Origin of the sequence: Sphingomonas piscis, assembly GCF_011300455.1 — a bacterium.
GTDB lineage: Bacteria > Pseudomonadota > Alphaproteobacteria > Sphingomonadales > Sphingomonadaceae > Sphingomicrobium > Sphingomicrobium piscis.
In genome coordinates, this window is sequence record NZ_CP049869.1 from 561,746 (window position 1) to 575,009 (window position 13,264).

At 55.9% G+C, this 13,264-nt stretch carries 17 protein-coding genes; 10 read left to right on the forward strand and 7 right to left on the reverse strand.

The annotated features are described in order from the left end of the window. Positions 1 to 48: 48 nt before the first annotated feature. Positions 49 to 753, reverse strand: a complete 705-nt coding sequence (locus G7077_RS02905; RefSeq protein WP_206367675.1) for a ParB/Srx family N-terminal domain-containing protein — start codon at positions 751 to 753, stop codon at positions 49 to 51. Positions 754 to 1,173: 420 nt separating this feature from the next. On the opposite strand from G7077_RS02905, the gene G7077_RS02910 reads away from it, so the two are divergent. After that, positions 1,174 to 1,878, forward strand: a complete 705-nt coding sequence (locus G7077_RS02910; protein WP_166410410.1) for a hypothetical protein — start codon at positions 1,174 to 1,176, stop codon at positions 1,876 to 1,878. A 527-nt stretch (positions 1,879 to 2,405) separates the two neighbouring features. Here the strand turns inward: G7077_RS02910 and G7077_RS13870 are convergent. Beyond that, positions 2,406 to 2,600: a hypothetical protein gene (locus G7077_RS13870; RefSeq protein ID WP_206367676.1), complete on the reverse strand. Its 195-nt coding sequence runs from the start codon at positions 2,598 to 2,600 to the stop codon at positions 2,406 to 2,408. A 175-nt stretch (positions 2,601 to 2,775) separates the two neighbouring features. On the opposite strand from G7077_RS13870, the gene G7077_RS02915 reads away from it, so the two are divergent. The 3 genes from G7077_RS02915 to G7077_RS02925 all read left to right on the forward strand — a co-directional run bounded on the left by G7077_RS02915 (position 2,776) and on the right by G7077_RS02925 (position 5,112). Next, a complete protein-coding gene (locus tag G7077_RS02915; RefSeq protein WP_166410411.1) occupies positions 2,776 to 3,246 on the forward strand; it encodes a MarR family transcriptional regulator in 471 nt (156 codons plus the stop codon). 1,070 nt (positions 3,247 to 4,316) lie between these two features. Then, complete coding sequence (locus G7077_RS02920; RefSeq protein WP_166410412.1) at positions 4,317 to 4,679, forward strand: hypothetical protein; 363 nt, start codon at positions 4,317 to 4,319, stop codon at positions 4,677 to 4,679. A 79-nt stretch (positions 4,680 to 4,758) separates the two neighbouring features. Further along, positions 4,759 to 5,112 (forward strand): hypothetical protein, encoded by a 354-nt coding sequence (locus G7077_RS02925; protein ID WP_166410413.1) that lies wholly within the window; start codon positions 4,759 to 4,761, stop codon positions 5,110 to 5,112. Between the two features lie 26 nt (positions 5,113 to 5,138). Here G7077_RS02925 and G7077_RS02930 read toward each other — a convergent pair whose 3' ends face one another. Both G7077_RS02930 and G7077_RS02935 read right to left on the reverse strand, forming a co-directional pair. After that, on the reverse strand, positions 5,139 to 5,321 hold the full coding sequence (locus tag G7077_RS02930; protein ID WP_343040007.1) for a hypothetical protein: 183 nt from the start codon (positions 5,319 to 5,321) through the stop codon (positions 5,139 to 5,141). Positions 5,322 to 5,729: 408 nt separating this feature from the next. After that, the gene (locus G7077_RS02935) at positions 5,730 to 6,398 is read right to left on the reverse strand and encodes a PEPxxWA-CTERM sorting domain-containing protein (RefSeq protein ID WP_246167334.1); all 669 of its coding nucleotides are present in this window, start codon (positions 6,396 to 6,398) and stop codon (positions 5,730 to 5,732) included. 387 nt (positions 6,399 to 6,785) lie between these two features. Between G7077_RS02935 and G7077_RS14460 the strand changes: the two genes are divergently transcribed. From G7077_RS14460 to G7077_RS02960, 5 genes are all read left to right on the forward strand, one after another. Next, positions 6,786 to 6,962: a LuxR C-terminal-related transcriptional regulator gene (locus tag G7077_RS14460; RefSeq protein ID WP_425505312.1), complete on the forward strand. Its 177-nt coding sequence runs from the start codon at positions 6,786 to 6,788 to the stop codon at positions 6,960 to 6,962. A gap of 105 nt (positions 6,963 to 7,067) precedes the next feature. Then, complete coding sequence (locus G7077_RS02945) at positions 7,068 to 7,622, forward strand: PEPxxWA-CTERM sorting domain-containing protein (protein ID WP_166410416.1); 555 nt, start codon at positions 7,068 to 7,070, stop codon at positions 7,620 to 7,622. 201 nt (positions 7,623 to 7,823) lie between these two features. After that, the gene (locus tag G7077_RS02950; protein ID WP_166410417.1) at positions 7,824 to 8,003 is read left to right on the forward strand and encodes a hypothetical protein; all 180 of its coding nucleotides are present in this window, start codon (positions 7,824 to 7,826) and stop codon (positions 8,001 to 8,003) included. 164 nt (positions 8,004 to 8,167) lie between these two features. Continuing rightward, positions 8,168 to 8,533 carry a response regulator gene (locus G7077_RS02955; RefSeq protein ID WP_206367678.1) on the forward strand — a complete coding sequence of 122 codons (366 nt, stop codon included), beginning with the start codon at positions 8,168 to 8,170 and terminating at the stop codon, positions 8,531 to 8,533. A gap of 60 nt (positions 8,534 to 8,593) precedes the next feature. Next, positions 8,594 to 8,743, forward strand: a complete 150-nt coding sequence (locus tag G7077_RS02960) for a hypothetical protein (protein ID WP_166410419.1) — start codon at positions 8,594 to 8,596, stop codon at positions 8,741 to 8,743. 192 nt (positions 8,744 to 8,935) lie between these two features. Here the strand turns inward: G7077_RS02960 and G7077_RS02965 are convergent, their stop codons facing one another. Both G7077_RS02965 and G7077_RS14010 read right to left on the reverse strand, forming a co-directional pair. After that, positions 8,936 to 9,733, reverse strand: coding sequence for an alpha/beta fold hydrolase (locus tag G7077_RS02965; RefSeq protein ID WP_343040008.1), 798 nt, complete (start codon positions 9,731 to 9,733; stop codon positions 8,936 to 8,938). Positions 9,734 to 11,861: 2,128 nt separating this feature from the next. Further along, complete coding sequence (locus G7077_RS14010) at positions 11,862 to 12,491, reverse strand: PEPxxWA-CTERM sorting domain-containing protein (protein WP_246167336.1); 630 nt, start codon at positions 12,489 to 12,491, stop codon at positions 11,862 to 11,864. Between the two features lie 178 nt (positions 12,492 to 12,669). Between G7077_RS14010 and G7077_RS02975 the strand changes: the two genes are divergently transcribed. Further along, positions 12,670 to 12,933, forward strand: coding sequence for a hypothetical protein (locus tag G7077_RS02975; RefSeq protein WP_166410420.1), 264 nt, complete (start codon positions 12,670 to 12,672; stop codon positions 12,931 to 12,933). Here the strand turns inward: G7077_RS02975 and G7077_RS14465 are convergent. Further along, the gene (locus G7077_RS14465; protein ID WP_425505313.1) at positions 12,930 to 13,256 is read right to left on the reverse strand and encodes a PilZ domain-containing protein; all 327 of its coding nucleotides are present in this window, start codon (positions 13,254 to 13,256) and stop codon (positions 12,930 to 12,932) included. The two genes, G7077_RS02975 and G7077_RS14465, sit on opposite strands and share 4 nt — an antisense overlap. Positions 13,257 to 13,264: the final 8 nt, after the last annotated feature.

Sequence of the window (13,264 nt, forward strand, 5' to 3'; positions counted from 1 at the left end):
AACCGAGTCGATGTTTACGCAGCTATTTCGTCGAGCATGGTCAGGCAATCAGAGAAACGATGAATCATCCGAGCGAGACTGCCAGCACCGCTCGCGGTGCTGCACCTTGCCGAGTCCACAGACGTGTCCGTCGATCTTCACGTTGTAAGGCGGATCAGTGAAGATGAGGTCAGCCTTGTCGCCGCCGAGCAGAACTTCAAAGTCTTTGTCCTCACGGGAGTCACCACACAGGAGTTTGTGACGCCCGAGTATCCAGATGTCGGACCGTCGAGTCACGGCTGCTGATCTCAATGGCGGGATTTCATCTTCAGCCTCGTCGGCGCTGACAGGTGAGCTCTCTGACGCAGCATCCAAAACGAGATCAATCTCGGCCAGCGAGAAGCCAGTGACCTCCACGTCAAACTCGAGATCAACAAGCGCCTGAAGCTCGATTGCCAGAATGTCGCGATCCCACCCCGCGTTCAGCGCCAGCTTATTGTCGGCGAGCACATATGCGCGCCGCTCTGTTTCGGTGAGATGGGAGAGCTGAACCGTCGGCACTTCGGCGATGCCCAGGAGCTTCGCGGCTGCCAGGCGCCCATGCCCGGCAATTACCGATCCATCAGCTGCGGTGAGGATAGGATTGGTAAAGCCAAATTTGGTGATGCTGTCGGCAATTTGCCGAACCTGCTTCTTTGAATGCGTTCTGGCATTCTGGTCGTACGGCTTCAGCCGTTCTACGTTTTGATACTCCACCGAGATTGTCTGCCGCACTGCCCCTCCCTCGCGCCCAGCAGGCGCAATGACCCAAAGCTGATGTAGCATTGTTCATGGAACGTTTCAAGAACGATTCGCCGCAGGGCGGACACGCTTTGCCGTGGTGGAGGCACGATCTTTCGACTGAATGGATGCTCCGCTTTCCTGCCTTTCCCCTTACAAGCGGAACTTCCGCTTACGACCCATGGCAGACACTTGCAGATCCATTAACCTCCACCATTCGATTGGCTTTGATGCGACCGTTATTCTACCTTGACGGGCTCAACGAGCTGCCTGATGCACTTGAGTTTGCGGCAATACTGCTCTCCTCATCGTACAGTTAAATGCTGTTTGCCGTCTTCCAGTCAGGGCACCAGCACTTGTAGGTAGTGACCTGGCTACCAGGCGGCAATTGATCGAAGCTAGGACGCAACCGCAATGACGAAGCTAGTTTTGCACATTGGAATGCAGAAAACTGGCTCCACCGCGATACAGAGAAGCTTGGCCGCCAATAATGGAAACGGCTTCGTCTTGCCGCACTTAGGCGGGAAGCCTTTAAAGCCCCTCCACCGCGACGCCCTGATGCAGCTTTTCCCGAAGAGTTCAGAGCAGCTTACAAATAGGCCTATCCAAAAAGGCCGGAATCTTGATGTAGTTGCAGATCCGGTTCATCAAATCAGACTGGCTGCCGCAAAAACCAACACAGTCATTCTCTCGAGCGAAGGTATCGCGAAAATAGACTTGCGAAAGTTTGCGAGCTTCGCACGCGAGCTTTTCGATGACGTGGTTGTCGTTGGCTATGTAAGAGAACCGATATCTTTGATGTCAGCTGCATTCTGGACAAGTATAAGGGCTTATCCCGCCGCTGGCTTCAACCTAGGTCGCCTGCCATACCGATCGTACTGGATATTCGATAAAATTTTTGGACGAGAAAATGTACAACTTTGGAGATACGACAAGAGCGATTTTCCTGATGGTGACATTGTTCAACACTTCTGTTCCCGCCTTGGCCTGCCTAAACTGACTTCAGAAAACCGGAATGAAACAGTTTCCAGGCCTGCCGTAGCTGCAACATACCGACTGAATCGTGGCCTCCGGGGGGCGAACTGGATGCCTTCAAGTGCATCCGCACCGCAATTGTAAGAAACTTCCCGCATGGTGCATGGCCAAAATTCCGATTTTCGCCGCTTCTGCTTAGGCCGCTCATTGATGATGACGACGTCAGTCGGATGGAGCTTCGAATCGGGGCGTCGCTGCGGGAAGGCTTTGACTCACAAGAGCACGACGTTGCGAGCGAAGCAGCTCTGAGCGAGCTCGACGAACACGCTTACGCCGCGCTGAGACAACTGCGTGCAAACCTGAAGCCTGAAGAGTTAGCACTGTTTGATCGGGAACTCGGCGCAGCGAAATGGTCGGACGACTCGTGTAAGTAAGTAGCTTTCCACTGTCGCAGCATATTCAACAGTTGCCTTGCCCCGAAAGCACCGCTGCTGATCAAAGTCAGGTTATTCACCTGCTCAGGTGCTTTCAGCCATGCAGCTTAAATGCGAGCTCAATTGAATATGCCTAAATTGCCGTTATCTGATTAGGCAGGGGTCCCATGGGAACGTCCGCTTTCCACCCTGTGCAGACATTCGCTAGAATGCAGGTGTTCCGCCCAAAAGCTATTCTCAGTTCAGATCGCGAGAACCATCGCTGCTGCCCGGATAGTCAGCGATCAATGCGTGCATCGCGTGATCGAGCAAAGCAGCGCCCGTACTCCTGCACTCGACAGAGTCGAGCAATTCCATCGCCTGGCCGATCAATGCGACAGCACGACGAACAGCTGCTTCCTCTTCGACGTTCTCAGGTGTTTGCCCTGGCACAATCCATCCTTTCCAGCGCCAGTTTCGCTAACCGATTGCAATTCATCAATAAGCGGGCGGCACTTGCCTCAAAACGAGACCGTCCAGAACGGACGTTCCTCCAACGCGATCCGGATTGGTTTCGATTTGAAATGGTGTAAGCTCGTCGAGCTCGACTTTGCAGAAAGAGGGTCTCGTGACTGATGAATCTAAGAAGCCAGTCGCCGAGCAACTCATCAACCTCAAGGATGACGTAAACCGCATTGCCGAGAGACTGGGCCGCCTCTCTTGTGACAACTTGAAGGGGTCTGGAGAGCGTTCCATTGCTTCGCCTGCGCCGCAAGTCTCTGTTGATGCAGTCGCAGCGGCCTTGAAAGCGCGACGCCTGCGGGTCCGCTATTTTCACAAGAATCTTTTCGCCGACCCGGCATGGGACATGATGCTGGAGCTTCTGCTCGCTGAGCTCATTGATCGCCGTATGACGGTCAGCAGACTGTGTGCGTCCGCCGGAGTACCAGCGACGACGGCCCTGAGGTGGTTAAACAACATGGTGCAACAGAGGCTGCTTGTCCGGCGAGACGATCCCCTGGATGCCCGCCGTTCTTTCGTGGAGCTCGCACCAGACACGAGCAGCAGCCTTCGAGAATACTTCCGAGAAGTTGGTTGAACTCGCCTCCTCCGGTTGAACAGCAAAAAGCAGCCGTTCGGGTCACAGGCTCAATTCCATCGCGCCGTGTCTCTCATCTAGCAGCCGAACCGCCCACGAACAACGAGCCGCTGCGTCATAGCTGGCCATTGACGGAGCAGGCTCGTCAGTTCGAACTTGGAAGCATTCTGAGCTCAGTGGTCACTGACTTGATAGCCCCGGAGAGTGTCGGTGAGCTGAGCATGCACCACGCGGGTTGCTGGGAATGTGACTTAGCCGATGACTCGCTAATTTGGTCGGGTGGAGTTTTTGACATTTTCGGCTTGCCAAGGGACGCTCGCATCTCGCGCGCAGAGGCAGTTGCGTTTTACGAAGAGGGCTCGAGAGCAACGATGGAGCGGCTTCGAGCCTACGCCATCAAACACCGGCGAGGCTTCACCCTAGATGCCAAGATCCGCGCAGCTGTAGGAGAAGTGCGGTGGATGCGTTTGATCGCCGCTCCCGTTTGTTCGGGTAAACAGGTGGTTCGACTGACCGGTCTTAAGATAATCATTTGAGAATAGCTGATGTCCGCTTGCCATCTAATTCCGGCGTTCGCTGAAGGTCTGCTTTAGACCCATCGCGGACTTTCGAGCCAAGCATGCTTGTCGGTAGGGGCTGTTGCCGCCCCTCGTCCTCTGGACCATCTACAGTGGAGGCGGTTTCGCTGGCGGTCAGTGTTGAAATGCGCCCACGAAGCGCACTTCCGATCGACCTGCAGCGGTTGAGACTACGTTGCCCAACAACAAGGCAAGATCGGTAAATTCCACGGAGATCGCCTCGCCAACCGGGAGTTCGTGAGGGATCTCGCACCGTTTGAGCGAATAGCTGCTCACCGGCACGTCACAGGCCGACCCATCCTGACGCACTAACCGTACCAGTGTCTCGCGCATGTGAGTGCCCTTCCAACCGTTAATTCGATTCGATTAACAGCAGTTTGCTTTGACAGTCCGGATCTGTCACGATCTCCTTTGGGGCGGCTCGTTAGATCCCCTTTCAAACCGCCCCAAATTGGCACGTGCTGATAGCCGTGTTCGGAAAGGAGTGCGGTCATGAAGCGCTCGTTCTATTTTGCTTGCGCAGCAGCAATGTCATCGACCGCGATCGCGGCCGACATGCTTCCCCTGAAAAAGGGAATCTATGTTCCCGTCAGTGTCGCCTGCCGTGAAGCGTCGAACGCCGAGATCGTGAACTATTGGGGTGGGAAGAGTGCGATTGGTGTTGCTCAGGCCACATGCACCATCAAGAAGCTTACGCGCAAAGGCACAGCATTCACGTTATACGATGAATGCAAGGACCTGCAGAGTGGTGAGATCATCGAAGGTGGACCTACTGTCCTTAACATCAGCAGCCCCAGCAACTTCCGAATGAACGGGACAGCCTACCGCTACTGCGGCCCGAAGGTGCAGTTCTAATTTCCGCTCGTGCGCGCCGGCAAAGTCGCACATTGAATTACGAGGCCCGCACCGTGGGTTGCGATCGCAGGAGGTTCAAATGAGCAACCGGTTGTTCACTCTTGTCATTGCGACGGTTCTGACCGCTCCCGCTTTAGCTCAAGGTAGCGAAGTCAGCAGGGGTCGTACGATCAGCGGGCGTAATTGGTACGTTGATGGTGCTGGTAGGTGCTTCACCCTCGATGATAACGGCGGTGTGGTCTACGACCGCAGTGTAGATTGTCATCGTCCCCGGGATGATCGGGCACAAGAGAGTGAAGCCGGTGGTGCCATCCTCGGTGGAAGTCTAGGGGCGGTGGTCGACGGCAGGCGGTACTACAAAGACACCCGCGGCGACTGCTACTACGTGGATCAGTACGGACAGCCGATCTACAAGTACGATGTGCGCTGCTGAGTGCCGAAGCTGAAACTTATCTGTTCTCAGATCACGCTGTACTCAGCGTCGCCGAGAAGCACTCCGCCGGCCTGAGAGTCTGCGACCCAGCGAACCTCAGCGGGGATCGCCTCTTCCTTCCCGACCTTCAAATAGATTTGCTCACCAACTTCCAACCCTTCCTGCCCCTCCAGACTGAAGCCTTGCGCTGAGACGTCGGTGATAGTCACCTTATGTTCGGTCCCATCAGCTCTTGTAAGCAGCGCTGGAGAGTGAACTATAACCCTGGTTGGTCGCATATAGGTGATCCTGCTTTTCTCATTTCGTCTCGGAGCATTAGCCAATGCGCCACCTAATGCTTCCTACGATGAAGAGACGACGAACTCCGGTTAGTTCTAGCGGGGATCATCTATGTTGCGAGTTCCTCAATGACCAGACGTGGTCAATATTTCTACAGCTCAGCATGGCGATTGTACGCTGGAAGAGGTTCAAGGCCGATGTTCGAGGGTTGGTTCACACCCACCTCAACTTCGACCGTTGCGGACACGTGGCCGCACGCAGTGTAAGGGGTTCATGTCAGAAGAAAGCCGTTGGCCCGAAGACCAACGGCGCTAGTTCAAAGTGCGTGAGCTGAGCGGTTATGCAGCTTGAGCTAACCTGTAAGTCACTTTGCGACGGCGCATGGAGAAGCCGACGCCTCCAAATCCCACAAGCATCATCGCCCAAGTCGACGGTTCAGGCACGGCGGCAACTACGCCGAAATTGTCTACCTCAAGGGAGTTCGAAGACGACGACAGAGCGAGACCAGTTATCGACGTTCCGGCTTCTGCCGTGAAGGTCAGACGACCATTGGTGCGGGATGCACCCTGATCTCCATTGGCGGGCGGACTGTTAATTACGTCCTGACCTGTGAACGTACGCGTTGCGCCATTCGAGAGCGTAAGTACGAAACTGTTGTACCAGTCCGCCGAACCGTAATCCAATCCGAGCTGGCTTAGTCCGGCAAACAGGAAGTTTGCAGTACCGCCACCAAGTACACTGAGGTACGGATCACCCTGGCCGCCCACTGCGGGATCAGCGCCCGCCCCATTGCTGCCCGACTGAATGATCCAGTTGCTGCCAGATACCCCGCCCATGCTGCCTGCGCTGAAATCAGCGTAAAGCGTCTCCCCAGCTGAAATGCCGCCAACGCCGTTTTGAAAGCTGGCTGAGACCTGCGCATGTGCCGCTGAGCCGAACAACGCGCCGCTCGTTGCTGCTAACGTCAGAATGGTGGTCCTCAGTCGTAACGATAGTGCCTTGTGCATCGTGTCTTCCCCTTTGCACGGCTGCACCTAGGGTAAGTTCTCCGATGGATCTGCGACGAGTATGAGACTGTGCTACTTCAGGACAGCCGCCAGGAGAGATGAGGCAGCGAATGTCTGCTTACCACCCAAAGCGGAAATTCGTTAATTGAGTGCATCCGATCGCTAGGCGCTCACGTAACTCCTCAGAGTCTCAGAGGACGGGTGAGGAATATGGCGGTTGTGAGTTTGCGCTTTCGAACCCGATCGGCACCTAACTTCGGGAGACCTGACAAACCTACTTTTGGCAGTGAACGTAGTCTTCATACCGCGGTCCTGCGCCACAAGTCTCTAATGGCCGCCTCTCAGGTCGCGTCATTAACCCCGCGTCAGCGGGATGTCCTTCAAGGAATGCTTGCAGGATTGCTTAACAAGCAAATCGCTTTCTCGCTTGGTATAAGCGAGAAGACAGTGAAGATGCATCGAGCACAGCTCATGCTTAGTTTGCAAACAGGTACGACAGCGGCGACTGTCAGGGTGGCGGTAGAGGCCGCGTTTGCTCCTCTCTTCACGCGTGACCACAAGTGAGCGCACTGGGCTAAAGGCTAGGCATCACCTTGTTAGTTAACGTGCTTTTAACGAGCTGTGTTCGGTGAGCGCAGAGCCGGGGGTTCTTAGGTAGGAGTCCTCGGCATGATTAGATTGTTCGGTGCCCGCATCGCCAGTGCGGCTTTAATCTCGTTCTGCAGTGCTGCTCCAGCAGCAGCAGCGCAGACCTACACTTTCGACTTCAGCACCACGACTCCCTTGCTCGGAGCACCAGGAGCCGGCAGCGGCTTACTTACGACCGACGGGATCACATTTGACAGCCGCGGCTACACTGCTCAGACGATCACTGGCATAAGCGGTACGTTCAACGGTTCGGCTATCACAGGTCTGGGTTCACTCACGGGTGCAAACAACCTGTACTATCTGACCGGCCCTAGCTTTCTTGATGGAAGCGGACTCGGCTTTATGACTGCGGCTGGTACAAACGTGAACCTGTTCTATCAGGACTTTGCCGCTTCGTACCGCATCAACACCACTAACCCGTTCACCATCAGCACCGTTCGCGCCAGCTCTTCAGCTGCAGTTGCTGCCGTCCCTGAGCCTGCCACTTGGGCAATGATGCTCTTAGGATTTGGAGCGGTAGGCTTCTCAATTCGCTCTGCTCGTCGCAAAACGATGCTGAAGTACGCGACTGCTTAGCTCTGTTCTGAGAACAAGCGCCGCCAGTGGACAAACTGGCGGCGTTTTCTTATCCGAGCGTCCGCCTTCCACCCAAAGCAGACATTCTGCTCCTCTGCATTGGCTTGCATCCGGTTAGCGATCGGCTGGGACCGAAAGGTACACAACAGGAGTAATCCCATCACGTCCGGAACTCGACGGTATAGATCATGTTAGCTGAGCATGAGCGACGATCCACTGGACCACATGCGCGAGCGAATTGCGAAATGCCGTGAGCTGGCGAAGTTCGTCAATGATCCGAGGACGACCGAAATTTTGCTCCAGATGGCCGAGCAGGGTGAGAAAGACCTGGCCCGATTGATTGCTGAACGAGAAGGTCGCAGGCAATCGACGTCAGGGTAAATGCGGGTTTCCGCCAGCTGTTTTCATTCAGCGAGACCGCGAACTGCGCTTTAAGCCAGCTTACTGAGAACATCTCACAAAGTCGCGCCGCGGACTCAACATTGCCATAACGCTGTCGTAGTCACCTCGCCGTGCACCCCTCTGAGTTGCACGCGAGGATTGCTGTGCACGCTCTGATTATTGAAGATGACTTCCTGATCTCCGAGCTGATCCAGGAAAGCCTTGGCGAGCTTGGCTACACGTCGTTTGACGTCGCTCACCGAGAGGAGGAGGCAGTTGCCCTTGCAGAGGAGCGCTGCCCAGAGCTGATCACCGCGGATGGTCGATTGAGTGATGGTAGTGGGGTGGGAGCGGTCCGAAGCATCTGTCAGAACAGACAAATACCCGTTGTCTTTATCACCGGGGACAAAAGTGACATCGTCCAAACCGTTCCTGACGCTGTGATCGTAGATAAGCCTTTCCAGTCTTGGGACCTAAAGGAGGCTGTTGGAGTGGCACTTACCCGCCGGATTACATTCAGACAGATGTAATGAGTGCGATCTACGCTGCCACGCGCCTTAGCCTAGTTTAGCCTCTAAAATGCGCTTGCGATGAAGCTCTGCTTGTTCAGCCAAGTGCTCAACGATCTGAGGTTCGATGCGAGCGACACGACGGCGGCGCTCATCGTCAGTCTCGGGTGGCTTCTTGGACATAGCGGCATAGGACGCGCTTACTTCCTCCTAGTCATTATGCTGGGTTAGCTTCGGGCATCCTAACGTCCGCTTTCCACCCATTGCGGACATTTGCTGTAATCAGAGATCTACTTGCCCGAGGCGCTCAGGGTCTAAAGGCACGGCTTCCTGTTGCGGGGCTTAGCTAGACAAAAGTGCCTATCAGTTCCGAACCGCTTGCCGGTTTATATTCCAGGGCCGAGGTCCAGTTCGCGCTAATCATCACGTCGCCTCCAGGATTAGGTCGGCCGTGGCGTTCGGTTCATCCCACATCGGGAAGTGACCACTATGCTCGAACCAGACCATCCGAGAGCCAGGAAAGGCGCGGCAGGCCCGCTCGGCCTGAGCGGGTATGCAGAGGTGATCATGGCGGCCCCAGCCAATGGTGATAGGTCCCGAAGCAGCAGGACCTCCTTGTGCCGGACCTCGAGTCAGGTCCCTGATCAAGCCTTTCGCGGTACGGGTCCGCGCGAGACCAATGAGTTCGCCAGCAACAAAGTCACCATCTAAAGCCCAAGGCTTGGCAGAGAGCTGCGCCAGAAGTGCGCTTCTACTCACAGGGTTGCGAGACAACACCGGAATAGCTGGGCGTATGGCACGAACCAGGTTGGTAGAGGCCAGTAGGGTACTACCAGCCCAAGTTCGTTCCCACCCTTGCCAGAACCCGCCAGGATCGAGCGCAACTACGGGTCCTGTAGAGCCTCGCCGAGCAAGTTCCAGGACCAGTCGAGCGCCAAGTGAGCTTCCGACCATTGGCACGCCTACCAACTTCTCCGACACAAGCCATTCTGACAGACTGCGGGCGAGGCCTTCAAACGTGTGGCTATCCTCCTCAGTCGGGCTAGCGCCGTGGCCAGGTAAATCGATGAGGACAAGCTCGCGGCTCGCCTCTAACTTCGAGAAGAGTGTCGTCCAGCCGTGACGGGTGCTGCCGAGGCCATGAACTAGAAGCAAGGGTCGGCCGGTTCCTCGGCGCTCAAATGCGATGGTCATGGAAAGCGAACGAAGAGCATATGCCATCGGGCCCACATGCCGGGCGAAGTTCCGTGCATGCGCACGTCTCGCTGGTGCAGAAGCGCCCCTTCAAGCTTCAACCTATCAGCTGACTGAACTACGTTGCATTTGCATCGGCAAAGGCGAAGTTCCGCTTTCCACCCTAAGAGGGCGTTCGCCGGATGTCCGAGTTCGACCCAAAGCGGACATTTCGGCGCTCATGGATGCGGGTGGCTATGGAGGGATGGGCTAGGTGGCGGAGTACCGCTTAGCTTTGGAGCAATTTTGCCGCTTGGTTGAAGAAAGTCAGCATGAAGATAGAAAGCGCAGCCAGGGCCAACAAGATGCTGATTGTGAACACGACGTTCAGCGAAGAAGCCTCCTCTAGGTCCTCATTGTGAGGCGCTCGACCGTCAAATGGCGCGACAAGCTCCTGATGAAAGTGATCGCTCGACTTGACTCGCTCTTGCGCTGAGAGACCCGGGTGCACTTCCATGTTGGACCCTTACCGAAAACGGCTTACTCGCAGCAGAACCCTAACTCTTTGTTAAGCATACATCCCCTGGTATCCTCTCGTTACCGAACGTCGGTGAGACAACAGAATGCTTGGACCCATATTCGCCTGCGCTGTACTCGCAATCACAGACGGGGACTCGTTGCGTTGTAGAGATGGCAATCGGGTCCGCTTAGCAGGGATTGATGCGCCAGACCTTCCCGCCGGATGTGCCCGGCGGCCTATCTGCGCATCTGGACCGGCTTTGCGAGCGCAGCAAATGCTGACCAGCGTTGCTTTGGGAAAGACCTTCCGCTGCCAGAAAGCGGGAATGAGCAACGGTCGGATTGTCGCCTATTGTTCTCGGGGAACTCTCGATCTTTCGTGCGTCCAGTACGCTACCGGCCGCGCCGTAGTGCGGCATGCCAAACGCTCACGGGTTTGCCGGTAGACAAGGCGCATGGGTGCAAACCTTTACCGGCTTTTCTCCGCCCCTAAGGAGCAGATACGATAGATTTGTGCCTCGTCCCGATGCTGAAGGAAGCTAAGAAACGTCACCTAGGATCGGCCCTCCGCCGCCAGCCGAGTAGCTGCTTGGCGTATGTCTTCTACTCCGTTTCTACTCCTTATGAGAACGACGGTTTGCTTTTAGATTTCTGGCCTGTCACGATTGTTTGTGGCGGCTCGTAGTTCCCCTTCCACCGCCGAGTTTGGCACGAGCATAGCTCGGCCTAGGAGAGAGGATCTATATGGTACCACGCATCAGCAAGGTACTCTCGCGCGTTGGCCACTCTTTCAAAGAGCGCGACTTTAGCATTCGTTGCCCCTCATGCGAGGAGATGCGAGACATCCCTGAGTGCATAACGAAAGCAGACATGCGGTCGCGGACGTACCGGTGTCCAGGTTGTACGGCTTTGCTCGTCTTGATCGGAGAGCCGAGCTATCGTCCACTCAACGACGGAAGGGGTCGCAACGAAGACTGGTGGTCCATTCGTCCAATCGCAGACCTATTGGTCAAGCTTGCAAGTAGTCAGCTCGTAATACCAGCCACGAGCGGGTCACGGACATTCGGTGAACCCTTAGTCTAGATTATAGGCTGCAACGGCCGTAACGGCCACGCGAAACGCTCAGTTGCGGCTCGCAAGCTGCCCATTCGACCATGCACACACCTGCGCTTCGTAACTCGGCGCTCAGCCGATGTAGTCGTCTAGTACGGACGTCATCCGCTTTCAGAGCGGCCTCCCTCTCAGCGGCGGCTCGCGTTCTAAGGTAATGGATCTGGCTGGTCATGTCTTTCGCAATCAGACCTGCGGATCATAGCCAGCGTAATTGGGGTTTGTATCTATCGATGCATGGGCCTTCTCCGACACATGCGGTAATGGGACCTTTATCGGTCGAGCAAGCAGGTAGCGGTGAGTTTGGCGACCGTCAGCGATCTCCAGGGTAGCGGCGCAATCTCCGGGCCCTTGTGGCCGCGGAGCGAACACCGCAGCTTTTTGGCCACGTCCCCAGCCCATAATCTTGCCGGGACATTCTTAAGAACTGAAGGCCGATCACGCGTCTGACGTGATTGCATCCAGAGCAACGGATCGCCGGCTCATAGAAGAAGCGGCCCGAACCTTAGTTGGTTCGAGCCGCTGACACCCTCTCCAGAGTGCAATCTTATGCTGTTGCGAGAGCTTGCTCAGGCTTCCGGCGGCGGCGCATGGAGTAACCGATACCGCCAAAACCCAACAGCATCATTGCCCAAGTCGCGGGCTCGGGAACCGCTGCGGTAGTGGACAGCAAGGTGAACGTGCCACCCACGGCCGAAGAGCCTGGTGTACCGAAGGTCACGTTGTTGAGGGCAAGAGAGAAGCTTCCACCCGCGCCAAAATTAAAGGTCTGAGGACCATCCCAAACAACTCGGCCGCAACCACCTGCGATCAGCCCGCAGGACGTGAGAAGCTGGTAGAAGCCAAAGGACTGGCCGGTGATTGTGTCACTAGCCGTGCCCAGAGGGTTGGTGAAGGCGAACTCCACCGATAGCGGGTACGAAACCGTATCTTCCCCGATATTCACGGAGCCTTCGGTGGTGCCAAGGGTGAAGAGGTTGCTGACAAACAGCGAGTTCGGAGTGGCCGTCAGTGGATCAAGGTCAAGGCTAAGAGAGAAGTTGCCCGGTGCGCTTGTGAGCACGAGGCCCGGGTCGCTGCTGTGGACTGAAGGCGTGGCAGTCCCGGCGATCGTAACCTGAGCATTAGCAGCCATCGGCAACATCAATGCTGCCAAGCCGAGTGCAATCTTCTTCATAAATCCCCCTATCGTCAGAGCCTGTAGTTAATTATCGATTAATTTAGCGAGAGTCGAGCCCTGCTTGAGCCAACAAATCGGATGCCTGAGGTGCCCTCGCCAACCGCCGAGTAGGTGAGGAACTGTCATGGAGTGGCAGCAACTCTTAAGCTAGAGTCTCTCTGTCGTTGCGCGTCGCGTGCCGATGAGTTTCTGCTTGCAACTCACCGGAGCCGTCATGCGAAGTGTAAAGTTCTATCATGAACAAGCTCGACAGGAGCGCGCCAAGTCGGCCTCGACCGACGACGAAGTGGCCAGGACGATGCACTTACGATTAGCTCAAGTATACGAGCAAATGGCTTACGAGACCGAGATCCAGCTTGAGCAAAAGCGCCAGGAGCGAGCAAGCGATTCTGCAAACCAGCCGTGGAGCAAAGGCGGCAAGGATCAACTTGAGTCTTAACTACTCGTCTTGCAATTTCCCGACACACAAGCAGCCGCTTCGTCGGCATCCAAGACGAACTGACAACCGGCGCGCTGAAGGCCCGTCCACCGAACCGGAGCGCTGATGATGCCTCGCCTGGCCACTCTAAGCTCGAATGTGTCGCCTGGAATGAACTTGACCGGCGAGCGGATCTCGCAACCTTCATAGGACATGTTGACCACTGTGAGGTCGTCAAACTCGCCCCACGGGTGGACTGCAAAGCCGCTCAGGTTCACAGGGTTGCGAGGCGCTTGTCTGAAGCGCCTCGGCTGCCGCTCTGGCCGGAATGACTTGTTCATCATTTCGTAGC